We start from the raw sequence: 23,360 nt of genomic DNA on the forward strand, positions 1-23,360 counted from the left end.
ACCTTGCGGAACAGAATTGTCGGCCTGCTGGTCGGATTGCTGGCGGTTGCGTTCGTCGCGCTGGCAGGCGTCGGCGGCGGTCTCTACTGGAACCGGGTCCAGCAGCGGGGCGAAGAGCTGACCAGGACTCAGTTGGCCCCGTTGGCGGCCGACCAGATCCCCAAGATGTTCGGCTACGACTACCAGACCGTCGAGCGCAGCCTCATCGAGACCTATCCACTGTTGACCCCGGACTTTCGTGAGCGCTTCGAACAGGACGCCACCAAGACCGTGATCCCCGAGGCGCGCAAGCGCCAGCTGGTCGTCCAGATCAGCGTCGTCGGGGTGGGGGTGGAGGCGGCACAACGGGAGTCGGGATCGGTGCTGGTGTACATGAACCGCACGGTGACCGACCAGTCCCGCAAGCCGCTCTACGACGGCAGCCGGTTGCGCGTCGAATACCGCAAGGTCGACGGCAAGTGGCTGATCGACGCGATCAACCCGATCTAACCAGCGCTCAGGCTGATTTCGCGCTGCCCAGCGCTCAGGCTGATTTTGCGCTGCCCAGCGCGTCGAGAAACGCGCGGGCCCACCTGTCCACATCATGCGCCAGCACCTGGCGACGTAGCGCACGCATCCGCCGCCTGCCTTCGTCGGGCGTCTGGTTGAGGGCGGCCTCGATCGCGTCCTTGACGCCCTCGAGGTCATGGGGATTGGTCAGATATGCCTGACGGAGCTCTGCCGCCGCCCCGGTGAATTCCGACAGCACCAGGGCACCGCCGAGATCGTTGCGACAGGCCACGTACTCCTTGGCGACCAGGTTCATGCCGTCACGCAGCGGCGTCACGAGCATGACGTCGGCAGCGACGAAGAACGCGATCAGCTCGTCGCGTGGTATCGGTCGGTGCAGATAGTGCACGATCGGGTGGCCGACGCGGCCGTACTCGCCGTTGATGTGACCGACCTGCTGCTCGATGTCCTCGCGCATCGCGATATAGCTCTCCACCCGCTCCCGGCTCGGAGTGGCCAGCTGCACGAGCACGGTGTCGTCATGCTTGACCCGGTGTTCCTCGAGCAGTTCCGAGAATGCGTGCAACCGGACGTCGATGCCCTTGGTGTAGTCGAGCCGGTCGACGCCGAGCAGAATCTTGCGCGGATTTCCCAGTTCGGCGCGGATCTGCCGGGCCCGCTGGCGCACCTCGCGGGTGCGGGACTTGCGGTCGAGGTCCGCCGAGTCGATCGAGATGGGGAATGCGCCGACCTTGACCGAGCGGAAGCCGACCTGGACCTCACCGAACCGCGCCCGCACCCCGACCGATGCGCGCGAAGCGGTCGCTCCCGCCAGCCGGCGCGACAGCACGAGGAAGTTCTGTGCACCGCCGGGCAGATGGAACCCCACCAGGTCGGCGCCGAGGAGGCCGTCGATGATCTCGCTGCGCCACGGCATCTGCATGAACAGCTCGACCGGTGGGAACGGGATGTGCAGGAAGAAACCGATCGTGACGTCGGGCCGCAGCATCCGCAGCATCTTCGGCACCAGCTGCAGTTGATAGTCCTGGACCCACACGGTGGCCCCCGGTGCCGCGGCACGGGCGGTCGCTTCGGCGAAGCGTCGATTCACCTCGACGTAGCTGTCCCACCATTCCCGGTGGTAGACGGGCTTGACGATCAGGTCGTGGTAAAGGGGCCAGAGGGTGGCGTTCGAGAAGCCCTCGTAGTATTTCGCGACGTCATCGGCCGACAGCCGCACCGGGTACAGCTGCAGGTCTTCCTCGAAAATCGGCTCTTCGTCGCTGTCGGGGACCCCGGCCCAGCCGATCCACGCCCCGCGGCGTTTGCGCAGCAACGGCTCCAGTGCGGTGACCAGGCCACCAGGGCTGCGTTTGAACCTGGTGCTGCCATCGGGCAACCGCTCGATGTCGATCGGCAGCCGGTTGGCAACCACCACGAAGTCGGAGTTCCCTGAGGCACCCCGATGGCCGCCCTCTGGAGACATTAAGCCTCTGTTTTCGACGGTCCAATACCGAGCATCGAGAGGAACATCCGGCACTCGTCCGCGTCGGTCGCATATGTCGCCACCACCCGCCGGGCCTGGCTGGCGGTGCTGTCGGCTAACGGTTCCACATCGCCGAGTTCGGCGTTATCTGTTTTTGCAGGCATAGGACAACTCTATGCGACCGGCCAGGCCCCGGTCGCCTCGCTGCGGATCAGCCGATCGAACCGGTGACGGTCGGGCTGCTGCCGACCGTCGACTTGGGTTCCACCGCGGGGCCCTCCGACTGGGCCTCCTCGGCCAGGCCGATGCATTCACCGCTGTTTGCGCCGGTGCACGGGATGGCGCCGCCGCCGCCGGGCTCGTTCACTGCGGGCAGGTTCGGGTTACCGGGGATCGAGCTGAAGGATCCGCCTGAATTCGGCACGGTGTGCGGGACGCAGACGCCGGTGTAGAGGTCCTCCTCTTCGCCGGAGGCGCACGCTACCGCCGGAGCGGACGACATCGGCACGGCGAACGCGGTGATCGCCGGGGCGGCGGCCGCAGCGAGCACAAATCCGCCGGCAAGGATCATGCGTCGGACTGGGAACGGGAAGGTCGCCATCGTCACGCTTTCTGTAGTTGTCTGACTGTGTCGTCGGGAGGATTCTATGAAAGCTGAGAGTAATCTGCACTACTTCTGATCGTAGGCTGAGAACGCTACGGGCTGGCGCTGATCGTCGAGCGGGGAACCGCCGCCGGACCTGCCGCTTCGGCGTCCTCGGCCAACCCGATGCACTGGCCGGCGTTACGGCCGGTGCAGGGGATCCCATCGATGGCCGGGATGTCCGGATTGCCCGGGATCGTGCTGAACGGGGATGGCGAGTTCGGCACCATGAACGGTGTGCACACGGTGGTGTAGACGTCGGCCTCTTCGCCGCCGGAACAGGCGGCAAGTGGCCTCGGCGCACCGCCGGTCAGAATCGAGAGCGCGGCGGCGCCCGTGGCGACGGCCGCGAGTACAGCCGTCAGAAGCGCGCGTGACATCACGCCAGAAGTCTATGGCTGCGCACAGCCTGCTGTGGGGTGTCTGCGGATTTGCTGCGTGTCAGCCGATCTGCCCGGTGACGGTGGGGCTGCTACCGACGGTCGATTGCGGCTCCGGCTGCGGGCCCTGCGCCTGCTGTTCCTCGGACAGGCCGATGCACTGGCCGGAGTTGGCGCCGGTGCACGGAATGGCGCCCCCGCCGCCGGGAAGGTTCACCGACGGTAGCGCCGGGTTGGCAGGCGTGGCACTGAAGGGAGAGTTCGGAACGAGGTCCGGTACGCACTCGCCGGTGAAGGTGTCGGTGCTCTCACCGTTGGGGCAGGCCGCGAGCGCGCCGGCCGGGACGGTGAACACCGTGACGGCGGGCGCGGCGGCCAGTGCCACCGCGAATGCGCCCACGGCGATGAAACGGCGTGCTGAAAGCTGGGAGATGGCCATTCGTCTTGCTTTCTCTCGATGTCTGACCAGTTTGCTGACTGCACGGTTGCGACGCGATGTCGCCACTGTCCACGATGTCTGCTGGTACTCGACAGAATACGCGCCACAAGGGGAATGCGCTGCGCAAACACGACCGCTACGCGTCTCCTTGAGGGTCACTGTGAGTGAACTGTCAGGTTGCTGTGGCACCGGCGACGGACGCGTGTGGCGATACACGTAATGTGCAGTTTGTTAAGCGCCAGCCCTGCCGAGCGAGGTATACGACATGGTCGATTCCGACGACACATCCAGTCAGGTCACCTACGAGACTCTCGATGACGGGCGCATCGCCCGAATCTGGTTGAACCGCCCCGCGGCGCAGAACGCTCAGTCCCGAACACTGTTGGTGCAGTTGGACGAAGCCTTCGGTCGCGCCGAGGCTGACGACCGGGTGCGGGTGGTGATCCTGGGGGCCCGCGGCAAGAATTTCTCGGCGGGCCACGATCTGGGCTCCGAGGAGGCCCTGGCAGAGCGATCGCCGGGCCCGGGCCAGCATCCGACATTCCGGTCCCATGGCGCTACGGCCGACGGGGTGGCCGAACGAACCTATCTGCAGGAGTGGCACTTCTATTTCGAAAACACCCGGCGCTGGCGTGATCTGCGCAAGGTCACCATCGCCTCGGTGCAGGGCAACGCCATATCGGCCGGGCTGATGCTCATCTGGGCTTGCGATCTGATCGTGGCCGCCGATGACGCCAAGTTCAGCGATGTGGTCGGAGTGCGTATGGGCATGCCTGGCGTCGAGTATTACGCGCACCCTTGGGAATTCGGCGCTCGCAAGGCCAAAGAACTGCTGCTCACCGGGGATTCGATCGACGCCGACGAGGCGTACCGGCTCGGCATGGTCTCCAAGGTCTTTCCTCGCGACGAACTGGAGGACAGGACACTGGAGTTCGCCCGTCGGATCGCCGAGCGGCCGACAATGGCGGCGCTGCTGATCAAAGATTCGGTGAATGCGGCCAGCGACGCGATGGGGTTCACCGAGGCGTTGCGGCACGCGTTCCACATTCATGAGCTCGGCCACGCGCATTGGGCTGCCGCCAACGAGAACCGGTTTCCGGTCGGGTTGCCGCCGAATGTTCCCGACTGGCGCACATTGGGCGCCCCCAAGCCCGCCCGGCGTGATACACCATGACGATGCAGCTGTCATTGGCGGAGAGAACGTATCTGGTGACGGGAGGTGGCAGCGGCATCGGCAAGGCCGCCGCCGCCGCGATCGTGGCTTCCGGCGGCAACGCCATGCTCGTCGGCCGAAATGCCGACAAGCTGGACGCCGCGGCACAGGAGATCGGTGCACAACGCTCCGGTTCGGTGCTCTACGAACCCGCCGACGTGACGAACGAGGACGAGGTCAGCCGGGTCGTCGATGCCGCCACCGCCTGGCACGGCCGGCTACACGGCGTGGTGCACAGCGCAGGCGGGTCGGAGACCATCGGGCCGATCACCCAGATCGATTCCGAGTTGTGGCGGCGCACCATCGACCTCAATGTCAACGGCACCATGTACCTGCTCAAGCACGCGGGCCGGGAATTGGTGCGTGGCGGGGGCGGATCGTTCGTGGGCATCTCGTCCATCGCCTCGAGCAACACCCACCGCTGGTTCGGCGCCTATGGGGTGAGCAAGGCCGCGCTGGATCACCTGCTGATGCTGGCCGCCGACGAGCTCGGGCCGTCGTGGGTGCGGGTGAACAGCATCCGACCGGGCCTGACCCGCACCGAGATGGTCGGGCCGATCTTCGAACTCCCGGCCGCCACCGAGGACTACCGGGCCTGCACTCCGCTCCCACGGTTCGGTGAGGTCGAAGACATCGCCAATCTGGCCGTGTTCCTGCTCAGCGACGCCTCGGGCTGGATCACCGGGCAGGCCATCAACGTCGACGGCGGGCACGGGCTGCGTCGCGGCCCGGACATCTCCGGGATGCTGGAGCCGTTGTTCGGCGCCGACGGGCTCCGCGGGGTCGTCGCGAAGTAGTTCTCAGGCAGCGAGGTCGAGCCCGCTGAACTCACACAGCGGCCCACACGCGTGGCCGCTCACCCCGATCCCGTGCCGCGACATCACGTGCGCGATCTTCGCGGCCGTCCGGCACGGTCGGTCGAAAACCTGCCGGTACGAGAGTCGGATGGTCGCCCTGCCATCGACCGCGGCATCGAGGTCGCGCTCGAAATCTTTGTTCCGTGCGGAAGCCGAGTCGTGGAACAGACGGCCGTCGAGTTCGACCACGAGTCGCCGGCTGTACTCGGCGTCGCGATAGCAGACACCCATTGACGAGGTCGAATGTCTCTGTCGGATCGCCCGGGGCAGCCCGTGTGCCCGCTCCACGCGATTGAGGTAACCATGCTCGAGGACCGAGCAGGTGCCCTCCGCGATGTCGACCAGTACGGCCCGCAGCCAGCGACGACGCCGGACCCGACTACGAGCGTCCAGGACCCCGAGCAGGCGTCGCGCTGTGGTGCGCCGCGACTGGCAGGCGTCGGCCAGAACCGTAATGGCATCGAATTCGCCCTTGGCTCGGCACGCGACGTCCAGCGCGGCTTCGTCGTAACGCAGACGTGGAGGTCCGAGGTTCCAGAGCACCCGCTCTTCGAGGTGGGCCAGATGGTGGATGCGGACTCCAGCCGGCTGGACCAGCGCCGCCCGGCGACGGGAGACGGCGACATGGATCAGAATGCCTCCATCCGTCAACGCCGATTCGAGGCACAGCGCCGCGGGGGCCGCGTAAAGGACTGCGGCCCATGCCCTTTGCAGCCACGTCAACGGTCCAGTGTGATGGACGTATACACCGTCGTGGACCCGTGCCCACTCATTGCGTCTGAGCAGCCGCCGGATGTCGTGGTCGTGCATGCCCGCATCGAGAGCCTGTCGACGAGAGATGACCCCCGCCTGCAGCCCCAGCATGTGTTCGGCGTCCACGTCTTCGATGTTCGCCGACCGACACGGCGCCCACCAGACCCACTTCGCAATCTGTGGATAACCCATCAACGCCGAGGTCTGCGGTCACCATGTAGCTGCAATCCTCGGCATTGACGAGTTACTTGGCAGGGTGGTCCGCCCCGGATTCCCAGGCACTCAAGGCGCCCAGCGCCGACCAGTCCAGTTCGCCGCCGCCCGTGGCCAGCAGGGTCAGGAACCGGTCCCGCAACAGGCTGGCCACCGGCAGCGGCACCTGCAGTGCGTCGCCGGCGCTCAACGCCAGCTTGACGTCCTTGAGGCCGAGGGTGGCGGCGAAGCCGGCCGGCGTGAACTCCTCGCGCGCCAGCAGCCCGCCGTAGGTCCGGTACACCGGAGCATCGAACAGCGTCGAGGTCAGTAGCTCCAGATACTGCTGCTTGTCCACGCCGGCCTTGCCGACCAGTGCCATTGCCTCGCCGAGGGATTCGATCACCGAGGCGATCAGGAAGTTGCCGCTGATCTTGACCAGACTGGCGGCACGGGGTTCCTCGCCGAGGCTGAAAGTGCGCTGCCCGATCGCCTCGAAAATCGGGGATACGGTCGCCATGGTGGCCGGGGCGCCGGCGGCCACGACGAAAAGCTTGGCCGCGGCGGCGGCTTCCGGCCTGCCGAATACCGGGGCGCTGACGAAACCGTGGCCGGCTTCTGAATGGACGGCGGTGAGCCGTTCGGCCAGGGCCACGCTGATGGTCGACGACGAAACGTGCGTGGCGCCTGCGGACAGTGAGGCGAGGATCCCGCCGTCGTCGAAGGTCACCGCCGTCACCGCGTCGTCGTTGGCCAGCATCGTGACGACCACGTCACCACGGCAGGCCTCGGCAACCGTGCGGGCCGGCAGCGCGCCGTGTTCGGCCAGTGCGTCGACCTTGCTCTGCGACCTGTTGTAGACGGTCACTTCGTGGCCCGCCCTGACAAGATTGGTGGCCATCGCGGCGCCCATGTTTCCCAGCCCGATAAATCCGATCTTCATGATTCCCCTTCTACCGGTTATTTTCGGACAATGCAGTTCTCTACAACCATGTTCCAGCAAGGGAACAACACGGGGATCGAGGTACCGGCAGAGGTGGTCGAGGCCCTGGGCGCCGGAAAACGCCCGGCTGTGGTCGTCGACGTGAACGGCTACCGGTACCGGTCGACAATCGCGCCCATGGGCGGAAAGTACCTGATCCCGTTCAGTGCAGAACGGCGTGGCGAGTCGGGGATCAGTGGTGGTGACGCGATCGATGTCGAACTCACCGTGGATACCGCGCCCCGTACCGTGGAGCTGCCTGATGATCTGCGGAGCGCGCTCAGTGACTCACCCGCGGCAGCCGCGGCCTGGAATGCACTGTCCTACAGCAAACAGAAGGCCCATGTCACGTCGGTGCAGGGTGCCAAGACCGCCGAGACCCGGGAGCGACGCATCGCCAAAGTCATTGAAGCTCTTGGGAAGCCCGGTGCACGGCATTGATAATGCCTTGGTAACCGGTGCAGCGGCAGAAATTGCCGGACAGCCCCTCGCGGATCTCCACGTCCGTCGGGTTGGGGTTGTCGCGCAACAGGGCGGTGATCGACGTGACGAACCCCGGGGTGCAGAAGCCGCACTGCAGGCCGTGGCACTCCTTGAGTGCGGCCTGCACGGGGGACAGCTCACCGTCGGGCTGGGCGATCCCCTCGACGGTGGTCACCTCCTGACCGTCGGCCTGCACCGCGAAGATCAGGCAGGACCGAACCGCCTGCCCGTCCAGCAGGACCGTGCACGCTCCGCAAGCACCGTGCTCGCAGCCGAGGTGGGTGCCGGTCAAGCCGCACCGTTCGCGCAGGAAGTCGGCCAGGGTCACCCTGGGCTCGACATCGGCGCGGTGGTCGCGGCCGTTGACCGAAAGCTCAACCGGCATTTCATGCATTGAGCGCCTCCATGCTTGCTTGGTTCCAGGCCCGTGCCACCATCGCGGCCCCGACGCGCGCGCGGTAGGCCGCCGAGCCCTGCAGGTCGGCCGGGATGTCGGAGAGTTCGGACATGGCCTGCTCGCCGATCTGCTCGTCGGTGACGTTGCCGAGCGGGGTGCCGATCACGGCGTGCTCGGCACCGGTGGCGCGTTTGGGTGTCGAGCCGAGTCCCAGCAGGCCGATGCCGCATCTGCTCACCCGGTTGTCGTCGTCGAGCTCGATGCCGACGACCGCACCGGCGATGGCGAAATCGCCGTGGCGGCGGGCGAATTCCTGCACGGCAAAGCCGCAACGACCCGACCACACCGGGAAACGTACGGCGGTCAGGATCTCGTCGGCGGCCAGCGAGGTCTCCCACAGGCCGGTGAAGAACTCGCCGGCTCCGATGTCGCGCCTGCCGCGCGGGGACGTGGCCTCGATCGTCACGTCGAGCGCGAGTGCGACGGCGGCGTACTCCGCGGCTGGATCGGCGTGCGCAATCGCGCCGCCAAGAGTCCCGCGGGTACGGATCTGGAAATGCCCGATGTGCGGTGTGGCGAGCGTCAACAACGGCACCGAATCGGCGATTTCGTCGTCCATGCCGACCATGGCATGAGGGGTGGCCGCACCGATGCGTACCTCGGAACCCTGCGCGGTGATGTCGTTGAGTTCGGACACCCGGGAGATGTCGATGAGGTTGTCGAAATGCGTGAGTCGCATCGCCAGCATCGGCACCAGGCTCTGTCCGCCGGCCAGAATCTTCGCGTCGTTGCCGTACTCGCCGAGCAGCGCCACCGCCTCGTCGATGGTGTCGGGGCGGTGGTAGGCGAACGGTGCGGCTTTCACGACACCAACCGCAGCAGCGCGGCCTGCAGGTCTTCGGCCGTCAGGGCAGTGTGTCTGCGGCTCTTGCGTCCGGCGCGGCCGAGGACGAACCCCAGCACGCCGGCCGCCGCGACCGCACCGATCGCGGGGGCGAACCGTTTGGCCATCGGCACCGCCATCACCTTGGCCAGCGCGATCGCGTTGATGGGGGCGCCCTGCTGCGGTGCCTGTTCGGATCCGGCAGTGGCGGAGTCGCTTTCGGCGGATGGGGTGGCGGGTCCGAGCAGTTCGGCCTCCAGGTTCTTGGCGAACTGTCCGATCAGGTTGCCCGCGACATCGGCCAGCACGCCGCGGCCGAACTGTGCGGCCTTGCCCGAGATGGCCAGGTCGGTGGTGACCACCACGGTGGTCGCGTCGCCCTCGTCTTTCAGTTGCGCGGTGACGACGGCCGAGGCGGTGCCGTTGCCGCGCGTCTCCTTACCGTTGGCTTTGAGCACCACACGCTGTGCGGCCACATCCTTCTCCTGGAACGCGGCCTCACCCTGGTAGGACACCGTGATCGGGCCGACCTTCACCTTCACGGCACCGGTGAACTCGTCACCGTCGACGTTGAGGAGCGTCGCGCCGGGCAGACACGGTGCCACCCGCTCTACGTCGGTGAGCACCTCCCAGGTTTTCGCCGCCGGAACCGCGACCCGGAATTCGTTGTTGAGCTCCACGGTTTAGTGCTCCTTCTTCTCTGATCGTTCGAGCAGCTCGACGATGGCGGAGGGGCTGGCAGGCAGCGTGGTCAGAGTGACTCCGAGTGGGGCGAGAGCGTCGTTGACGGCGTTGATCACCGCGGGGGTGGAGCCGATGGCCCCGCCCTCACCTGCGCCTTTGTAGCCGCCGACGCCGGGTCCGGGGATCTCGACATGGCCGTACTCGATGACGGGGACCTCGGTGGCTGTCGGCAGCAGGTAGTCGACGAACGTCGAGGACAACGGATTTCCGGCGTCGTCGTAGGAGAGCTTCTCCAGTAACGCGCCACCGATGCCCTGCACGGTGCCGCCGGCGATCTGGCCCTCGACCACGGTGGGGTTGATCATCGGGCCGACGTCCTCGCTGACGATGTAGCGCGTAAGGGTCACGTGCCCGGTGGTCAGATCCACTTCACACGTACAGGCGTGGGTGGCGTTGGCCCAGTGGATCGGTGCGGTCGGGGGTGCGGTGAACCGGGCAGTGGCCTCCAGCGCTGCCGACATCCCCGGCGGCAGTTGCTGCGGCTCGTAGTGCGCACGGTAGGCCAGGTCGGCGAATGTCACGCTCTTGGCCGGATCGTCACGGACGGTCGCCTTCGATCCGCCGAGTTCGATCTCGGATTCCGGCACGTCGAGTCGGGCCGCGGCCATCGCGACGAGCTGATTGCGCAGGATCGTGCCGGCCTCGTTGACCGCGCCTGCCGTCATCGGGGCGCTGCGACTGCCCTGGGTTCCGGCTCCGTACGGGGTCACCGCGGTATCGCCCTGGATGGTCGCGACGTCGTCGATGTCGGCGCCCAGTGCGTCGGCCGTGAGTTGGATGACGGTGGTTTCCAAGCTGTTTCCGGTTGACCCGCCGTTGACGTAGACGTTGATCTTGCCGGTCGGCTCCATCCGGATCGTGGCGCCCTCGGTGGCGAGGTGACCGGTGGCGGCACCGGTCGGTTCGATGTAGGCCGAGAACCCGAGGCCGATATAGCGGCCCTGGGCCAGCGCCTCGGCCTGCTCCCTGCGGAAGCCCTCGTGGTCGAGGATCTTGACGGCCTGCTCGAACGTCTCGGCCGGGGCGACGTGGTCATACGGCATGCCGTTGGGGTTGGCGTAGGGCATCTCGTCGCGGCGCAGCAGATTCTTGCGTCGCAGTTCCACCGGGTCCATGTCCATCTTGCGGGCGGCGATGTCGAGAAGGATTTCCCGCGTGAGGGTTTCGTATTGCCACGGTCCGCGGTAGGCGTGCAGGCCCGCGGTGTTGGAGAACACGGTCTTGTAGTTGAAGCTGGCCTTGGGGACGCGGTAGGGGCCGGGAAAGAACATGCCGATCGCGGCGGTGGTCAATACCGGATACGGCGTCGGATAGGAACCGACGTCCTGCACGAAGTCGATGTCGGCGGCCAGGATGGTGCCGTCGGCGTCGAACGCCATCCGCACGTCGCCGTCGACATGGCGGGACTGCCCGGCCGACATGAGGTTTTCGCGACGGTCCTCGATCCACTTGAGCGCCCCCGTCGTTTTGCGAGCGGCCAACATGATGCACATGTCCTCCCGCATCGGGACGACCTTCTGACCGAACGCGCCGCCGGTGTCGCGCATGATGACCCGCACATGCTGGGCCGGTATGCCCAACAGGCGCGCTCCGAAGGCTCTGAGTTCGTGCGGTGTCTGGGTGGAGGCCCAAATCGTGAGCTCGCCGGTGGCGCCTGCCCACTCGGCGACCATGCCGCGGGTCTCGATCGGCACCGGCACGTGCATCTGCTGGTAGATGTGTTCTTTCACGACGTGCGCGGCGGAGTTGAAGGTCTCCTCGTCAGGTGGCATCCCGGCCATCCCGCCCGCGTTGTTGTCGGGATAGGCCGCGTGCACGGCCACCTCCGAGGTCAGCGCCTGGCGGAAGTCGGCGATGGCGGGCAGTGCCTCGTAGTCGACATCGACCAGGTCGGCGGCGTCTTCGGCGATGTACCGGCTCTCGGCCACCACGAGCGCCACGGGATCACCGACGAATTTCACCTCGCCTTCGGCCAGCGGCGGGCGCGGGGTGTCCGGCATGTCTTTACCGGCGACCGCGTGCCAGGCCTCTTTGACTTCGGGGTTGATGTCGGCGGCGGTGTACACCGCGAGCACACCCGGCAGTGCCAGCGCCGCAGCGGCGTCGATGCCGTTGATCGTGGCGCGGGCAAACGGGCTGCGTACGAAGCAGGCGTGGAGCATGCCTGGCCGCGTGACGTCGTCGACAAACGTGCCGCGACCCGTGAGCAGCCGGGTGTCCTCCACCCGTTCCATCCGCCTGCCTGCATAGCGGCTGGTGACGGCCTCCGGTGCAGCTGACGCCATAGAAATCGCCCCAATCCGTCGGTTACTTTTGCGCGTAAGCAGTGGCCGTCGAGTCTTTCGACGCCCGGCCACAAGAGTGGGATTATCGTACAACGGAAAGGAATGTGCCCCAAGAGGAGAGTGACATTTCCACCGAGACACGGGATGCTTCTGTCCGTTACGGTCGGCAGTGGTCCGATGCACTGGAGTCCACATGAGATTCTTCAAACTGATTCAGGGTGCTGTTCTGATCGCGGCGTGCGCTCTACCGCTGGCGCCGGCCTACACGGCGGCGGCCCAACCATGTCCTGACGTTGAGGTCATCTTCGCCCGCGGCACCTTCGAGCCGCCCGGGGTGGGCGTCACGGGACAGGCGTTCATCGATGCGGTGCGCGCGCAAGCGGGCGGGAAGTCCGTCGACGTCTATCCGGTCAACTACGCCGCCAGCGGCGACTTCGGCGACCGCATCGAATTCGCCAAAACTGTCGTCGACGGGATCCGGGACGCGGCCAGCCACATCGAGTCAACGGCCGCGCGCTGTCCGGCCACCAAGATGGTGCTCGGCGGGTATTCCCAAGGTGCTGTGGTGGCCGGATTCGTCACCTCGGCCGCCGTGCCCGACGAGATACCGACGGAGTACGAGCGGTACATACCGGACCCCATGCCGCCGGAAGCCGCAAACCACGTCGCCGCGGTGGTCCTGATGGGCAAGCCGTCGGACCAGTTCATGGGCGATATCGGGGCGCCGCCAATCGTCATCGGACCGCGGTACGCAGACAAGACCCTCGAATTGTGTGAGCCGGGAGACACGATCTGCGACGGTGCCCCCGCCGGTGTGCCCAGTTTCGCCCACGGCCTCTACAACATCAACGGCATGACGAACCAAGCGGCGTCCTACGCAGTGGGCCGGCTCTGAGGCGAATCGGATAACGATTCGAAACCTCAATGATTGCAAAGTGATACGCGAGCCCCAGTTGTGCAGGTCGGGCCCACTATTGTCACGTGGTGCAACGTCGAACGGTCCTCAAGATTCCGCTCGTATTGGCAGCTTCCGCGGCATTGACCACGATCCCCCGCGCCACCGCCGCGGCTGGTCAGTGGCCGGTTGAGCGTGCCAACGCCTGGTATCAGGCCCAGGGCTGGTTGGTCGGCACCAACTTCATCACGTCGAACGCCATCAACCAGCTCGAGATGTTCGGCGCGGGCACCTACGATCCCCGGCGCATCGACAGCGAGTTGGGTGCCTGCCGGCTGCTCGGGTTCAACACCGTACGGGTCTTTCTGCACGATCTGCTGTGGGCTTCGGACCGGGCGGGTTTTCAGAACCGGTTGGCGCAGTTCGTCGCGATTGCGGCGCGTCAGGGCATCAAGCCGCTGTTCGTCTTTTTCGACTCCTGCTGGGATCCGCACCCGAAGCTGGGTGCCCAGCGCGCGCCCACGCCGGGCGTGCACAACTCGGGGTGGGTGCAGAGCCCGGGTGCTCAACGGATCGACGACGCCCGCTACCGGCCGCTACTGCAGGATTACGTGGTGGGGGTGATGAGCCAGTTCCGCACCGACAACCGGGTTCTGGGATGGGATCTGTGGAACGAGCCGGACAACCCCGCCAAGCAGTACCGCAAGGTCGAGCGCAAGGACAAGTTGGATGCGGTCGGTGGGATACTCCCGCAGGTGTTCAGCTGGGCGCGGTCGGTGAATCCGGTGCAGCCGTTGACCAGCGGTGTCTGGCAAGGAAATTGGAGCCCGGGCAGCCGCAGCGAGATGGACAACTTTCAGCTCGACAACTCCGACGTCATCTCCTTCCACTCCTACGGCGGACCCCACGACTTCGAGGCCCGTATCGATGAGCTTGCTCCGCTCGGGCGTCCGATCCTGTGCACCGAATACCTGGCGCGAAACCAGGGCAGCACGATCGAAGGCGTGTTGCCGGTTGCCAAGCGACACAACGTCGCCGCGTACAGCTGGGGCATGGTGGCAGGCAAGACCCAGACATACTTCCCATGGGATTCGTGGGACAAGCCGTACACCAAGGTTCCGAAGGTGTGGTTCAGTGACCTGCTGCAACCCGATGGCCGGCCCTACAAGGACAGTGAGTACCAGACGCTTCGCAAGCTGACCACGCGCGTTTAGGCGGGCCGGAGAACCGCGACCAGGAAGCCGGAGTCCTCGGTGAACGGCCGCAGATCCCAGGTGGACAGCAGTAGATCGGGCGCGAGCGCCGCGGCGGCGGCGTCCTCGAAGAACTGCGCGAACTCATAATCGCGACCGGCGCCGAAACCGATCACGATCCGGCCCTCGTCAGCGACGTGGGCACGCAGCCGGGTCAGCACCGCGACGCGGGTGCTGGGCGCGACGAACGTCATGACGTTGCCTGCCGACACGATGACATCGAACGGTTCGGTGATACCGCGTGCAGGCAGGTCGAGTTCGGCGAGGTCGCCGACGAGCCAGCGCGGCCCGGGATGGTCCTGCTCGGCGGCCTCGATCAGCGCCGGGTCGACGTCGACGCCGACCACCTGATGACCGGCCGCGGCCAGATAGCCACCCAACCGGCCCGGGCCGCAACCGGCATCGAGGATGCGGGCGCCCCGCGGCACCATCGCGTCGATGAAACGGGCCTCCCCGGCCAGGTCTTCGCCGGCCCGCGCCATGGACCGGAACCGTTCGATGTACCACTGCGAATGTCCGGGATCGGCGGCGACCTTCTGCATCCAAATGCTCTGTTCGACCATGCCTGCATTGTCCAACAGGCGCCTAGTGCGACTGACCGTCGGCGTAGCGCTGCCTGCGGTAGTGGCGTCCGTTCCCTCGGTTGCGGCTCTTGTACGTCGGCAACTGTGAGTCACAGTTCGGGCAGATCAGGCGCAGGTTCTCCCGTCGGTTGTTGGTCGGGTTGCCGTCGATGTGGTCCATGATCAATGTCAGGGGGAGTCCCTGCCAGGTGCTGGCTGCCCCGCAGATTGCACAGCAGTCTGACTGAGCGGCGGCGAGGTACTGCCGAATGTAGTGACCGCGGCGGCCGTCGATCCACGCCTCGCCGGTCTCGAGCCACAGTTTCGTACTGGCATCGCGTCGGGCCGATGCCTGGCAGGCGTTGCCGCAGTAGATCTTCTGGCTGCGCTTCGAAAGTGCTGCACCACAGCCGAGGCAGAGTCTCATGGGTAGAAGTTACGAGGAGGCACCGACAAGTCGGATGCCGTGTGGAGCCCCCGGTCAGGATTGAACTGACGGCCTACGCATTACAAGTGCGTTGCTCTACCACTGAGCTACGGAGGCGGGTGGAACGTGCCCTAGTTTAACGGGTCAGTCTTCTGCGTCGACGATGCGTTCGGAGACCACGGCCCGGGGCACGGTGCTGCTGCGCCTGCTGCGCTGACGCGGTAGCGGAATCCGCCCGGCGATGTTGCTCAGCGGATTGACCACCTGGCTGAGCGTGATGACGGCATCGTGCAGGGCGTCGATGGTCGGGGCGAGCGCTTCCAGCCCCGGCGCCAGCCGGTTGAGCGTGTCGGCGACATCGGCGAGTTTGAGCAGGGGGCCGTCGGGATCGGTGAGGGTGTCGAGCAGACCGTCTTCGGCAAGCAGCCGGTCGGCCACGCCGTCCTCGCGCAGCACCCGCTCGATCAGCCCGTCGTTGGCCAGCAGTTGATCGGCAAGCCCGCCCGGTGCGATCACGCGCGAGAGCGCGCCGTCGTCGGTGGTGAGCCGGTCCAGCAGACCGCCCTCCATGGTCACCTGGTCGACCAGCCCGCCCGGCGCCACCGCCCGTGACACCGCGCCGTTCTCAGCGGTCAACCGGTCCAGCAGGCCACCTTCTGTGGTCAACTGGTCGACGAGACCACCGGGTCGCAGCAACCTGTTGACCGGGCCGTCGGGCGCCAGTGCCCGACCCAGGGGAGCGTCGTCATCCATCAGGCGCGCCAGCCGGTTCGCCCGCTCGACCGCGTCGTCGAGCCCGAGCATCTGCGCCACCGATGACGTGCGGTTGATCGGGTTGACGTCGGTGAGACCGCGCTGCACGACATTGAGCGTCTCTGCGGCAATGCCGAGGCCGGCATCGGCGACTGCAAGGCCGATGCGCACGGGTGCGGTGGCAACCTGGACCATGGTCCTGCCGAGGTTCATGGCGTCAGTCTAGGTGAGGGCGATCACAGCGAAACTCACAGGAAGTCCACAGCGCGCATGCAGGATGAGTCCATCTGAACGGTTCAACATTGCGGAATGGCCATGCCTGCACTGCCTGAGAGTGTCCCCGAAGCCCGGGTCCTCGTCGTCGACGACGAGGCCAACATTGTCGAGTTGCTGTCGGTCAGCCTGAAGTTCCAGGGCTTCGAGGTATACACCGCCTGCAACGGCCCCGCCGCGCTGGACAAGGCCCGCGAGATGCGGCCCGACGCGGTGATCCTCGACGTGATGATGCCCGGCATGGACGGGTTCGGGCTGTTGCGCCGGTTGCGCGCCGACGGTATCGACGCGCCCGCGTTGTTCCTGACCGCACGCGACAGCCTGCAGGACAAGATCGCCGGACTGACCCTCGGTGGCGATGACTACGTGACCAAGCCGTTCAGCCTGGAAGAAGTGGTGGCACGGCTACGGGTGATCCTGCGCCGGTCCGGCCGCGGCATCGAGGAACCGCGCAGCGCCCGGCTGACCTTCGCCGACATCGAACTCGACGAGGACACCCACGAGGTGTGGAAGGCCGGCGAGCCGGTATCGCTGTCGCCCACCGAGTTCACCCTGTTGCGTTACTTCATCATCAATGCCGGCACGGTGCTGTCCAAGCCCAAGATCCTCGATCATGTGTGGCGTTACGACTTCGGCGGCGACGTCAATGTCGTCGAGTCCTACGTCTCCTACTTGCGTCGCAAGATCGACACCGGCGACAAGCGCCTCCTGCACACTCTGCGCGGCGTTGGCTACGTTTTACGCGAGCCGCGCTGACGCCCCGGTCCTCAGCGGCCATACTGCTGAGGTGTTCGACCGGGTAGGCCGCGGGCGCGGGGTGCCGCTGCGGGTCGGTTTGGTTGCCGCCGCTCTTGTGCTGGTGGCGTGTGGCCTGCTGGCCTCGGGCATTGCCGTCACCTCGATCATGAGGCACACCGAGGTCAGCCGCATCGATCAGACGCTGCTCGACGCTTCCCGTAGCTGGGCGCAGGCGCCCCGGTTGCCGACCACACCGCTGGAAGGGCCGAACCCCGCGCGGCCGCCGTCGAACTTCTACGTGCGTGGGGTCGATCCCGACGGACGCACGTGGATCGCGGTCAACGACCGGGAGGCCGAACCGGATCTGCCCGACGACAATGATGTCGGGCCCGTGCCCGTGACCGTCGGATCCCTCGACAACTCGAACGTCCAGTGGCGGGCCATGACCGTGCAGGGGCCGACGGGTGAGCTCACCACAGTCGCGATCGACCTGTCCGAGGTGCAGTCCTCGGTGCGGGCGCTGATCTGGTCGCAGGTGGGTATCGGAGCTGCTGTGCTGTTGGTGCTCGGCGTCGCCGGATACGCCGTCGTGCACCGCAGTCTGCGCCCGCTCGTGGAGGTGGAACGCACGGCCGCCGCCATCGCCGCGGGGCAGCTCGACCGACGGGTCCCCGAACGGGACCCGCGCACGGAAGTCGGCCGACTTTCGTTGGCGCTCAACGGGATGCTCGCGCAGATTCAGCGCGCGGTGGCCGCATCCGATGCCTCGGCGGAACAGGCGCGCAGCTCCGAGGAACGCATGCGACGGTTCATCACCGATGCCAGCCACGAACTGCGTACCCCCCTCACCACGATCCGCGGCTTCGCCGAGCTGTACCGGCAGGGTGCCGCGCGTGACATCGAGATGCTGATGGGTCGCATCGAGAGCGAATCCCGGCGGATGGGTCTGCTGGTCGAGGATCTCCTGCTGCTGGCCCGCCTCGACGCGCAACGCCCGCTCGAGCAGCACCGGGTGGATCTGCTGACGCTTGCCACCGACGCCGTGCACGATGCGCAGTCGATCGCCCCGACACGCACGGTGGCGATGGAGGTGTTCGATGGCCCCGGCACGCCGGAGGTACTCGGCGACGAGGCCCGGCTGCGCCAGGTGTTGAGCAATCTGGTGGCCAACGCGTTACAGCACACCCCGGAGACCGCGGGTGTCACCGTGCGTGTCGGGACGGACAAGGACCACGCGGTACTTGAGGTGTGCGACGAAGGGCCCGGCATGAGCCAGGAGGACGCCCGGCGGGTGTTCGAACGGTTCTACCGCGCGGATACCTCGCGCACCCGGGCCAGCGGCGGGACCGGGCTGGGACTGTCGATCGTCGACTCCCTGGTGTACGCCCACGGCGGGACGGTGCGGGTCACCACCGCCCCGGGGCAGGGGTGCCGTTTCACCGTCAGCCTGCCGAGGATTGCAGATCTGCCAGCGCGGCTTTGATCTTCGCCTGGGCCTCGTCGAGGGATTGCGCTGACGGGTTGTTGTCGACGTTGGCGAACCCGAAATCGGTGAGGTTGTAGGCCGGGAACACATGCACGTGCAGGTGTGGCACCTCAAGGCCGGCGATGATCACCCCGGCCCGCTCGGCACCGAATGCCTTACACACCGCCTTGCCGATCAACTGCGAGACCCCCATGATCCGGCCGAAGACCGCCGCCTGGACGTCCTGCCAATTGTCGATCTCGGCGCGCGGCACCACCAGGGTGTGGCCCTGGGTCATCGGCGCGATGGTCAGGAACGCGACGATCTCATCGTCCTCGTAGACGAAGCGGCCGGGCAGTTCTCCGTTGATGATCTTGGTGAAGACGGATGCCATGCCGATGAGCATAGTGAGCCGCACCCACCTTGAGACGCGCCGACCGCGGCCCGCACGGGTGGACCTATTACTCGTGCACGTCACTCCGGCGCACCGGCCGTCCCTTCGCGGTCGTCGGTTCGAGCGGGGCTCCTGCCGTAGGGACTGACCCTGTCGAGTCGGTTTCCGAACCTCGTGCACCGACCGGTCAAAGTTTGCTGCCAACGGTCGTGAAAATTAGCTTGACGGCGTCGGCGACACGCGCGGACGGCCAGTCGCCATTACTTATGGCCCACGCGATAAGGTTTACGGGTCCGCGCGATGAGAATTTGCACAGTACATCGATAAGTCGTGCAACCTTTTGACACGTCGACTCATAAAGAGGCTCATGCAGAAAGCGCTGACCGACACCGCGCTACACCAGGAACTCGAGCCAATTGCCGAGCTGAACGTCAACCGGCACCTGGCCACCACAAAGGACTGGTATCCGCACGATTACGTGCCGTGGGACCGTGGCGGCAACTTCGCCGCGACCGGTGGCGTGGATTGGTCGCCCGAGCAGTCGCAGCTGGGCGAGGTCGCCAAGGCCGCGATGATCACCAACCTGCTCACCGAGGACAACCTGCCGTCCTACCACCGCGAAGCCGCCGACAGTTTCTCCATGGACGGGGCCTGGGGTGCCTGGGTGGGACGCTGGACGGCCGAGGAGAATCGCCACGGCATCGCGTTGCGTGACTATCTGGTCGTCACCCGCGGCGTGGACCTCGTCGAGCTCGAGCAATCCCGGGTGGAGCACGTCACCAATGGGTTCGCCGCGACGGCCGAGGAGTTGGAGAAGCACGACAGCGCATTCCTCATGTCGATCGCCTATGTCACTTTTCAGGAACTGGCGACCCGGGTCAGCCATCGCAACACCGGGAAAATATGTGGCGATCCGATCGCCGACCGGTTGTTGCAGCGCATCGCCGCCGACGAGAACCTGCACATGATCTTCTACCGCAACATGTGCGGCGCGGCGCTCGACCTGTCGCCTGACCAGGCCCTTGACGGGGTAGCTGCTGTTGTCGAGAACTTCCGGATGCCAGGGCAGGGAATGCCGAACTTCCGGCGTAACGGCGTGCTGATGGCCAAGCACGGCATCTACGACCTCCGCCAGCACATGGACGAAGTGGTGATGCCGGTCTTGCGCAAATGGCGCATCTTCGAACGCAACGATTTCAGCGCCCGCGGCGAGGCCCGACGTGACCAGTTGGCGACCTACCTGAATGAACTCGCCGCCAACGTCGTCCGGTTCGAGGAACAGCGCGACAAGCTACTGGCCCGTGAGGCCATGAAGCGGGAGCGTCAGGTTTCCTGAAGCAACCCGCGTACCTCGTCAACGGTGTACGGCGGACTGTCGTGATGGTCGCGGTAGCCGATGAAACCGGGGGCGGGTCGGGCGAACTCGCCGACGAAGTTGCCCGCGGCGATGAAGATCCGGCCGGTGACGTCCCGGGCCGCATCGCTGACCAGGTAGCCGTACGTCGGCGCGACGTACTCCGGTGGCGCGGCGTCGAGCGCACCTTGCATGCTGACGTCGTCGAGTAGCCCGCGGCGGTTGAGATCGGCGATGTGCTGTTCGTAGTCCGACCCCGTCGACAGTCGGGTTCGGGCGCCGGGGCACACCACATTGGCGCGCACGCCGTGCTCTCTGAGTTCGGCCGCGATCGCCCGCGTCAACCCGTTGACCGCACCCTTGCCCGCCGGGTAACCCGTGCCCCCGTAGTCGCCGAGAAACGCGAACGAGCTCGTGTTGACGATCGCTCCGCGACCCTGGGCCACCATCTTCGGAGCGGCCGCCCGACAGGTCTCGAACACCGTGCCCACATGTGCGTCGAGCAGTGCACGAAACTGGGCGCTGCTCACATTGAGGATCGACGATCCCACCGGTTCCGCGGTCCCCGCGCAGTTGATCAAGATGTCGATGCTTCCGAACTCGCCCACACAGGTGTCGATGAGCGCGTCCGCCGTGCGCGGATCCGACGGGGAACCGATATGGGCGACACCCGAAACCTGTTCGGCTGCAGCCGCGGCGGCGGTGGCGTCGCGGCCGCTGACCACCACACCGGCGCCCTGGGCGGCCAGCAGCTCTGCCACCGCGAGGCCGATGCCGCGGGTGCCGCCGACCACCACCGCGCCGCGGCCGGCGAACATTCCGCTGGTCAGTTGTCGCCCTCCTGCGCGAACGTCATCGCATCCATGTTCCAGTAGCCGCGCAGGTTGGTGATCAGCCCCTCCTTGTTCACCCGATAGGTGAAGACACCGCGCACCGTGGCCGTGAACCCGTTCGGAAACCTGGTGTGTAGCACCAGGATGTAGGCGATCTCAGTCGGCGAACTGGATGGAAACGTCTCTTCGCAGGTGACCGTCAACTGGTTCGGGCCGATGTTGGTGTCGTAGAAGTCCGCGAGTGCCGCCTTGCCCCGCACACCGGTGCCGTCGGGGTTGGTGACCGCTTCTCCGATGGGATCCTCGACGACGACGTCGTCGGCCATCAGCGCCAGCCACCCGTCCTTGTCGCCGGACTGCACGCATCGCCACGACGCCTGCGAAGCCGCACGGACCGGTGAAAGTTCCTGGGTTTCGGTCATGTTCGGTGGCTACCTGTCAGCGTCGGTGTAGCGGATGATGCCGCGGATGTTGCGACCCTCGAGCATGTCCTTGTACCCGTCGTTGATCTGCTCCAGCTTGTACTGACGGGTGACCATATCGTCGAGGTTCAGCTTGCCCGCCTTGTACATCGACAGCAGCTGCGGGATGTCGAAGTGCGGATTGCCGCCACCGAAGATGGTGCCCTGCAGGTTCTTCTGCATCAGCGTCAACATTGCCAGGTTCATGGTCACATTGGTGTCCATCAAGCTGCCGATCGCCGTCAGCACGCAGGTGCCGCCCTTGCTGGTGAGGTTCAGATAGTTGTCGACCTCAGTGCCGTGCAGCTCACCGACGGTGACGATGACCTTCTTGGCCATCAGCCCCCAGGTGACCTCGGCGACGCCCGCCATGGCCGCGAAGATGTCCGGATAGACATGGGTGGCACCGAACTTCAGGGCCTGATCGCGCTTCCATTCCACCGGGTCGATCGCGAAGATGTGCCGTGCGCCCGCGTTGACCGCACCCTGCAGCGCGGCCATACCCACACCGCCGACGCCGATGATCGCGACATCATCGCCCGGGCGGATGTCACCGGCGCGCACCGCCGACCCGTAGCCGGTGGTCACGCCGCAGCCGACCAGGCAGGCCACCTCGAACGGGACGGACTTGTCGATCTTCACCACCGAGCTCCTGTGCACCACCATGTACGGAGAGAAGGTGCCGAGCAGTGTCATCGGGAAGACGTTCTGGCCTTTGGCCTGAATACGGAAGGTGCCATCGCTGACCGCGGCGCCACCGAGCAGCCCGGCACCGAGATCGCACAGGTTGCGCAGCCCGGCCTGACATGACGGACAGCTGCCGCAGGACGGGATGAACGACAGCACCACGTGATCGCCGGGCTCGATGTCTTCGACGCCCGGGCCGACCTCGGTGACGATACCGGCCCCTTCGTGCCCGCCGAGCACCGGAAAGCCACCCATGGGGATGCCGCCGGTCACCAGATGGTGGTCGGAGTGGCACATCCCCGACGCTTCCATCTGGATCTTGACTTCATCCTTGACGGGGTCGCCGATCTCGATGTCCTCGATGGACCACGGCTGGTTGAACTCCCAGATGAGAGCTCCTTTTGTCTTCATCACGTCCCTGCTTCCGTCAACAATGTCGGTGAACTTCCCGGGTTAGACTAAGTTACCTAGGTCACACATCTGTGGCCAGGGTCTCACCAGATCGGCACGGGGGTCTGACCGATCGGGTAATACCCGGGCAGCTTCTCACCGGCCAGGCTGCGTTCGATGCGTTTCTGCATGCCGGGCGAGAGTTTTCCGTTCTCCATCAACTTGAGGTAGAGCTTCTGCACGTGGCCGAAGTCGAAGAAGTCACGTTGCCAGGCGATCTTTCCTTCGGCGTTGAGCCGGAACCAGCTGCCGCCGATCCCGTAGATCTCCTCTTGGGCACCCTCGGCGTCGGTCGCCACCTGCTTCCAGAACCCGACGATCTCGCCCTGCTTGTCGTCGATGATCACGCGTTGGTACGGGTAGGACCAGTTGTCCAGCCCCTCCATCTCCAAACCCAGAGCGATGTCCCGAATTTCGTCCAGGCCGACGCACATCACGTCTTCCTTCGGGCCGATGTTCCAGCCGTAGGTGGCGTCCTCGGCGTAGAAGTCCGCCAACGGCTTCCAGTCGCCGGCCTTCTCGGCGTCACGGTTGACCTGTAACCATCGCTCGACCCAGTCTTCGAGCTCTTCACGTTTGAACGACATG

28 protein-coding genes and 1 tRNA gene are annotated in these 23,360 nt (G+C 66.0%); 9 read left to right on the forward strand and 20 right to left on the reverse strand.

All coding sequences use genetic code 11. The features are described from left to right. Nucleotides 1-3: 3 nt before the first annotated feature. A complete protein-coding gene (locus tag M1247_RS30850; RefSeq protein WP_317160224.1) occupies nt 4-489 on the forward strand; it encodes a mammalian cell entry protein in 486 nt (161 codons plus the stop codon). A 34-nt stretch (nt 490-523) separates the two neighbouring features. Here the strand turns inward: M1247_RS30850 and M1247_RS30855 are convergent, their stop codons facing one another. The 5 genes from M1247_RS30855 to M1247_RS30875 form a co-directional block, all read right to left on the reverse strand. Beyond that, a complete protein-coding gene (locus M1247_RS30855; RefSeq protein ID WP_317160225.1) occupies nt 524-1,975 on the reverse strand; it encodes an alpha,alpha-trehalose-phosphate synthase (UDP-forming) in 1,452 nt (483 codons plus the stop codon). Next, nucleotides 1,975-2,139 carry a hypothetical protein gene (locus M1247_RS30860; RefSeq protein WP_317160226.1) on the reverse strand — a complete coding sequence of 55 codons (165 nt, stop codon included), beginning with the start codon at nt 2,137-2,139 and terminating at the stop codon, nt 1,975-1,977. Before M1247_RS30860 ends, M1247_RS30855 begins: the two co-directional genes overlap by 1 nt. Nucleotides 2,140-2,186: 47 nt before the next feature. Beyond that, nucleotides 2,187-2,576 (reverse strand): intersectin-EH binding protein Ibp1, encoded by a 390-nt coding sequence (locus M1247_RS30865; protein WP_317160336.1) that lies wholly within the window; start codon nt 2,574-2,576, stop codon nt 2,187-2,189. 95 nt (nt 2,577-2,671) lie between these two features. Further along, nucleotides 2,672-2,998 (reverse strand): hypothetical protein, encoded by a 327-nt coding sequence (locus M1247_RS30870; protein ID WP_317160227.1) that lies wholly within the window; start codon nt 2,996-2,998, stop codon nt 2,672-2,674. Nucleotides 2,999-3,059: 61 nt separating this feature from the next. Then, nucleotides 3,060-3,437 carry an intersectin-EH binding protein Ibp1 gene (locus M1247_RS30875; protein WP_317160228.1) on the reverse strand — a complete coding sequence of 126 codons (378 nt, stop codon included), beginning with the start codon at nt 3,435-3,437 and terminating at the stop codon, nt 3,060-3,062. Between the two features lie 265 nt (nt 3,438-3,702). On the opposite strand from M1247_RS30875, the gene M1247_RS30880 reads away from it, so the two are divergent. Both M1247_RS30880 and M1247_RS30885 read left to right on the forward strand, forming a co-directional pair. Continuing rightward, nucleotides 3,703-4,611 carry an enoyl-CoA hydratase gene (locus M1247_RS30880; protein ID WP_317160229.1) on the forward strand — a complete coding sequence of 303 codons (909 nt, stop codon included), beginning with the start codon at nt 3,703-3,705 and terminating at the stop codon, nt 4,609-4,611. Nucleotides 4,612-4,613: 2 nt separating this feature from the next. After that, nucleotides 4,614-5,447 (forward strand): SDR family oxidoreductase, encoded by an 834-nt coding sequence (locus M1247_RS30885; RefSeq protein ID WP_317160230.1) that lies wholly within the window; start codon nt 4,614-4,616, stop codon nt 5,445-5,447. Between the two features lie 3 nt (nt 5,448-5,450). Here M1247_RS30885 and M1247_RS30890 read toward each other — a convergent pair whose 3' ends face one another. Continuing rightward, the gene (locus M1247_RS30890; RefSeq protein WP_410506972.1) at nt 5,451-6,371 is read right to left on the reverse strand and encodes a type IV toxin-antitoxin system AbiEi family antitoxin domain-containing protein; all 921 of its coding nucleotides are present in this window, start codon (nt 6,369-6,371) and stop codon (nt 5,451-5,453) included. 133 nt (nt 6,372-6,504) lie between these two features. Then, the gene (locus tag M1247_RS30895; RefSeq protein WP_317160232.1) at nt 6,505-7,395 is read right to left on the reverse strand and encodes an NAD(P)-dependent oxidoreductase; all 891 of its coding nucleotides are present in this window, start codon (nt 7,393-7,395) and stop codon (nt 6,505-6,507) included. 30 nt (nt 7,396-7,425) lie between these two features. Between M1247_RS30895 and M1247_RS30900 the strand changes: the two genes are divergently transcribed. After that, a complete protein-coding gene (locus M1247_RS30900) occupies nt 7,426-7,875 on the forward strand; it encodes a YdeI/OmpD-associated family protein (RefSeq protein WP_317160233.1) in 450 nt (149 codons plus the stop codon). On the opposite strand, the gene M1247_RS30905 is transcribed toward M1247_RS30900, so the two are convergent. From M1247_RS30905 to M1247_RS30920, 4 genes are read right to left on the reverse strand one after another with little or no spacing between them, the layout of a single operon-like run. Further along, nucleotides 7,838-8,311 (reverse strand): (2Fe-2S)-binding protein, encoded by a 474-nt coding sequence (locus M1247_RS30905; RefSeq protein WP_317160234.1) that lies wholly within the window; start codon nt 8,309-8,311, stop codon nt 7,838-7,840. The genes M1247_RS30900 and M1247_RS30905 overlap by 38 nt on opposite strands. After that, on the reverse strand, nt 8,304-9,179 hold the full coding sequence (locus M1247_RS30910) for an FAD binding domain-containing protein (RefSeq protein ID WP_317160235.1): 876 nt from the start codon (nt 9,177-9,179) through the stop codon (nt 8,304-8,306). Before M1247_RS30910 ends, M1247_RS30905 begins: the two co-directional genes overlap by 8 nt. Next, a complete protein-coding gene (locus M1247_RS30915) occupies nt 9,176-9,877 on the reverse strand; it encodes an SRPBCC family protein (RefSeq protein WP_317160236.1) in 702 nt (233 codons plus the stop codon). Before M1247_RS30915 ends, M1247_RS30910 begins: the two co-directional genes overlap by 4 nt. A gap of 3 nt (nt 9,878-9,880) precedes the next feature. Next, a complete protein-coding gene (locus tag M1247_RS30920; protein ID WP_317160237.1) occupies nt 9,881-12,226 on the reverse strand; it encodes a xanthine dehydrogenase family protein molybdopterin-binding subunit in 2,346 nt (781 codons plus the stop codon). Nucleotides 12,227-12,419: 193 nt separating this feature from the next. Here M1247_RS30920 and M1247_RS30925 point away from each other — a divergent pair, with 193 nt between their 5' ends. After that, nucleotides 12,420-13,121, forward strand: coding sequence for a cutinase family protein (locus tag M1247_RS30925; RefSeq protein ID WP_317160238.1), 702 nt, complete (start codon nt 12,420-12,422; stop codon nt 13,119-13,121). Nucleotides 13,122-13,210: 89 nt separating this feature from the next. Beyond that, complete coding sequence (locus M1247_RS30930; RefSeq protein ID WP_317160239.1) at nt 13,211-14,335, forward strand: glycoside hydrolase 5 family protein; 1,125 nt, start codon at nt 13,211-13,213, stop codon at nt 14,333-14,335. On the opposite strand, the gene M1247_RS30935 is transcribed toward M1247_RS30930, so the two are convergent. The 4 genes from M1247_RS30935 to M1247_RS30950 form a co-directional block, all read right to left on the reverse strand. After that, nucleotides 14,332-14,937, reverse strand: coding sequence for a class I SAM-dependent methyltransferase (locus tag M1247_RS30935; RefSeq protein ID WP_317160240.1), 606 nt, complete (start codon nt 14,935-14,937; stop codon nt 14,332-14,334). The genes M1247_RS30930 and M1247_RS30935 overlap by 4 nt on opposite strands. A gap of 22 nt (nt 14,938-14,959) precedes the next feature. Further along, nucleotides 14,960-15,364 carry an HNH endonuclease gene (locus M1247_RS30940; RefSeq protein WP_317160241.1) on the reverse strand — a complete coding sequence of 135 codons (405 nt, stop codon included), beginning with the start codon at nt 15,362-15,364 and terminating at the stop codon, nt 14,960-14,962. Nucleotides 15,365-15,406: 42 nt separating this feature from the next. Beyond that, nucleotides 15,407-15,481: transfer RNA gene (locus tag M1247_RS30945), tRNA-Thr, on the reverse strand. 27 nt (nt 15,482-15,508) lie between these two features. Continuing rightward, nucleotides 15,509-16,330: a hypothetical protein gene (locus tag M1247_RS30950; protein WP_317160242.1), complete on the reverse strand. Its 822-nt coding sequence runs from the start codon at nt 16,328-16,330 to the stop codon at nt 15,509-15,511. A 96-nt stretch (nt 16,331-16,426) separates the two neighbouring features. On the opposite strand from M1247_RS30950, the gene M1247_RS30955 reads away from it, so the two are divergent. Together M1247_RS30955 and M1247_RS30960 are read left to right on the forward strand one after the other, a co-directional pair. Continuing rightward, complete coding sequence (locus M1247_RS30955; protein ID WP_317160243.1) at nt 16,427-17,146, forward strand: response regulator transcription factor; 720 nt, start codon at nt 16,427-16,429, stop codon at nt 17,144-17,146. A 31-nt stretch (nt 17,147-17,177) separates the two neighbouring features. Next, a complete protein-coding gene (locus M1247_RS30960) occupies nt 17,178-18,611 on the forward strand; it encodes a sensor histidine kinase (protein ID WP_317160244.1) in 1,434 nt (477 codons plus the stop codon). On the opposite strand, the gene M1247_RS30965 is transcribed toward M1247_RS30960, so the two are convergent. Next, nucleotides 18,571-18,987, reverse strand: coding sequence for an HIT family protein (locus M1247_RS30965; protein ID WP_317160245.1), 417 nt, complete (start codon nt 18,985-18,987; stop codon nt 18,571-18,573). The genes M1247_RS30960 and M1247_RS30965 overlap by 41 nt on opposite strands. A 367-nt stretch (nt 18,988-19,354) precedes the next feature. On the opposite strand from M1247_RS30965, the gene M1247_RS30970 reads away from it, so the two are divergent. After that, nucleotides 19,355-20,323, forward strand: coding sequence for an acyl-ACP desaturase (locus M1247_RS30970; protein WP_317160246.1), 969 nt, complete (start codon nt 19,355-19,357; stop codon nt 20,321-20,323). On the opposite strand, the gene M1247_RS30975 is transcribed toward M1247_RS30970, so the two are convergent. The 4 genes from M1247_RS30975 to M1247_RS30990 all read right to left on the reverse strand — a co-directional run bounded on the left by M1247_RS30975 (nt 20,311) and on the right by M1247_RS30990 (nt 23,359). Continuing rightward, a complete protein-coding gene (locus M1247_RS30975) occupies nt 20,311-21,159 on the reverse strand; it encodes an SDR family NAD(P)-dependent oxidoreductase (protein ID WP_317160247.1) in 849 nt (282 codons plus the stop codon). The two genes, M1247_RS30970 and M1247_RS30975, sit on opposite strands and share 13 nt — an antisense overlap. 8 nt (nt 21,160-21,167) lie before the next feature. Continuing rightward, nucleotides 21,168-21,596, reverse strand: a complete 429-nt coding sequence (locus M1247_RS30980) for a nuclear transport factor 2 family protein (RefSeq protein ID WP_317160248.1) — start codon at nt 21,594-21,596, stop codon at nt 21,168-21,170. A gap of 9 nt (nt 21,597-21,605) precedes the next feature. After that, nucleotides 21,606-22,733: an NDMA-dependent alcohol dehydrogenase gene (locus M1247_RS30985; RefSeq protein WP_317160249.1), complete on the reverse strand. Its 1,128-nt coding sequence runs from the start codon at nt 22,731-22,733 to the stop codon at nt 21,606-21,608. An 83-nt stretch (nt 22,734-22,816) separates the two neighbouring features. Next, nucleotides 22,817-23,359, reverse strand: coding sequence for a nuclear transport factor 2 family protein (locus M1247_RS30990; RefSeq protein ID WP_317160250.1), 543 nt, complete (start codon nt 23,357-23,359; stop codon nt 22,817-22,819). Nucleotide 23,360 lies beyond the last annotated feature (1 nt).

Origin of the sequence: Mycobacterium appelbergii (genome assembly GCF_032883035.1) — a bacterium.
Taxonomy (GTDB): Bacteria; Actinomycetota; Actinomycetes; order Mycobacteriales; family Mycobacteriaceae; genus Mycobacterium; species Mycobacterium appelbergii.

What these genes read in the sequence shown, in the direction of transcription:
- M1247_RS30880 (WP_317160229.1), top strand. Translation starts at nt 3,703, where the DNA reads ATGGTCGATTCCGACGACACATCCAGTCAGGTCACCTACGAGACTCTC.
- M1247_RS30900 (WP_317160233.1), top strand. Translation starts at nt 7,426, where the DNA reads ATGCAGTTCTCTACAACCATGTTCCAGCAAGGGAACAACACGGGGATC.
- M1247_RS30955 (WP_317160243.1), top strand. Translation starts at nt 16,427, where the DNA reads ATGGCCATGCCTGCACTGCCTGAGAGTGTCCCCGAAGCCCGGGTCCTC.
- M1247_RS30965 (WP_317160245.1), bottom strand. Translation starts at nt 18,987, where the DNA reads ATGGCATCCGTCTTCACCAAGATCATCAACGGAGAACTGCCCGGCCGC.
- M1247_RS30975 (WP_317160247.1), bottom strand. Translation starts at nt 21,159, where the DNA reads ATGTTCGCCGGCCGCGGCGCGGTGGTGGTCGGCGGCACCCGCGGCATC.
- M1247_RS30875 (WP_317160228.1), bottom strand. Translation starts at nt 3,437, where the DNA reads ATGGCCATCTCCCAGCTTTCAGCACGCCGTTTCATCGCCGTGGGCGCA.
- M1247_RS30935 (WP_317160240.1), bottom strand. Translation starts at nt 14,937, where the DNA reads ATGGTCGAACAGAGCATTTGGATGCAGAAGGTCGCCGCCGATCCCGGA.
- M1247_RS30865 (WP_317160336.1), bottom strand. Translation starts at nt 2,576, where the DNA reads ATGGCGACCTTCCCGTTCCCAGTCCGACGCATGATCCTTGCCGGCGGA.
- M1247_RS30950 (WP_317160242.1), bottom strand. Translation starts at nt 16,330, where the DNA reads ATGAACCTCGGCAGGACCATGGTCCAGGTTGCCACCGCACCCGTGCGC.
- M1247_RS30940 (WP_317160241.1), bottom strand. Translation starts at nt 15,364, where the DNA reads ATGAGACTCTGCCTCGGCTGTGGTGCAGCACTTTCGAAGCGCAGCCAG.
- M1247_RS30920 (WP_317160237.1), bottom strand. Translation starts at nt 12,226, where the DNA reads ATGGCGTCAGCTGCACCGGAGGCCGTCACCAGCCGCTATGCAGGCAGG.
- M1247_RS30855 (WP_317160225.1), bottom strand. Translation starts at nt 1,975, where the DNA reads ATGTCTCCAGAGGGCGGCCATCGGGGTGCCTCAGGGAACTCCGACTTC.
- M1247_RS30970 (WP_317160246.1), top strand. Translation starts at nt 19,355, where the DNA reads ATGCAGAAAGCGCTGACCGACACCGCGCTACACCAGGAACTCGAGCCA.
- M1247_RS30990 (WP_317160250.1), bottom strand. Translation starts at nt 23,359, where the DNA reads ATGTCGTTCAAACGTGAAGAGCTCGAAGACTGGGTCGAGCGATGGTTA.
- M1247_RS30925 (WP_317160238.1), top strand. Translation starts at nt 12,420, where the DNA reads ATGAGATTCTTCAAACTGATTCAGGGTGCTGTTCTGATCGCGGCGTGC.
- M1247_RS30870 (WP_317160227.1), bottom strand. Translation starts at nt 2,998, where the DNA reads ATGTCACGCGCGCTTCTGACGGCTGTACTCGCGGCCGTCGCCACGGGC.
- M1247_RS30905 (WP_317160234.1), bottom strand. Translation starts at nt 8,311, where the DNA reads ATGCATGAAATGCCGGTTGAGCTTTCGGTCAACGGCCGCGACCACCGC.
- M1247_RS30980 (WP_317160248.1), bottom strand. Translation starts at nt 21,596, where the DNA reads ATGACCGAAACCCAGGAACTTTCACCGGTCCGTGCGGCTTCGCAGGCG.
- M1247_RS30885 (WP_317160230.1), top strand. Translation starts at nt 4,614, where the DNA reads ATGCAGCTGTCATTGGCGGAGAGAACGTATCTGGTGACGGGAGGTGGC.
- M1247_RS30890 (WP_410506972.1), bottom strand. Translation starts at nt 6,371, where the DNA reads ATGCTGGGGCTGCAGGCGGGGGTCATCTCTCGTCGACAGGCTCTCGAT.
- M1247_RS30985 (WP_317160249.1), bottom strand. Translation starts at nt 22,733, where the DNA reads ATGAAGACAAAAGGAGCTCTCATCTGGGAGTTCAACCAGCCGTGGTCC.
- M1247_RS30860 (WP_317160226.1), bottom strand. Translation starts at nt 2,139, where the DNA reads ATGCCTGCAAAAACAGATAACGCCGAACTCGGCGATGTGGAACCGTTA.
- M1247_RS30895 (WP_317160232.1), bottom strand. Translation starts at nt 7,395, where the DNA reads ATGAAGATCGGATTTATCGGGCTGGGAAACATGGGCGCCGCGATGGCC.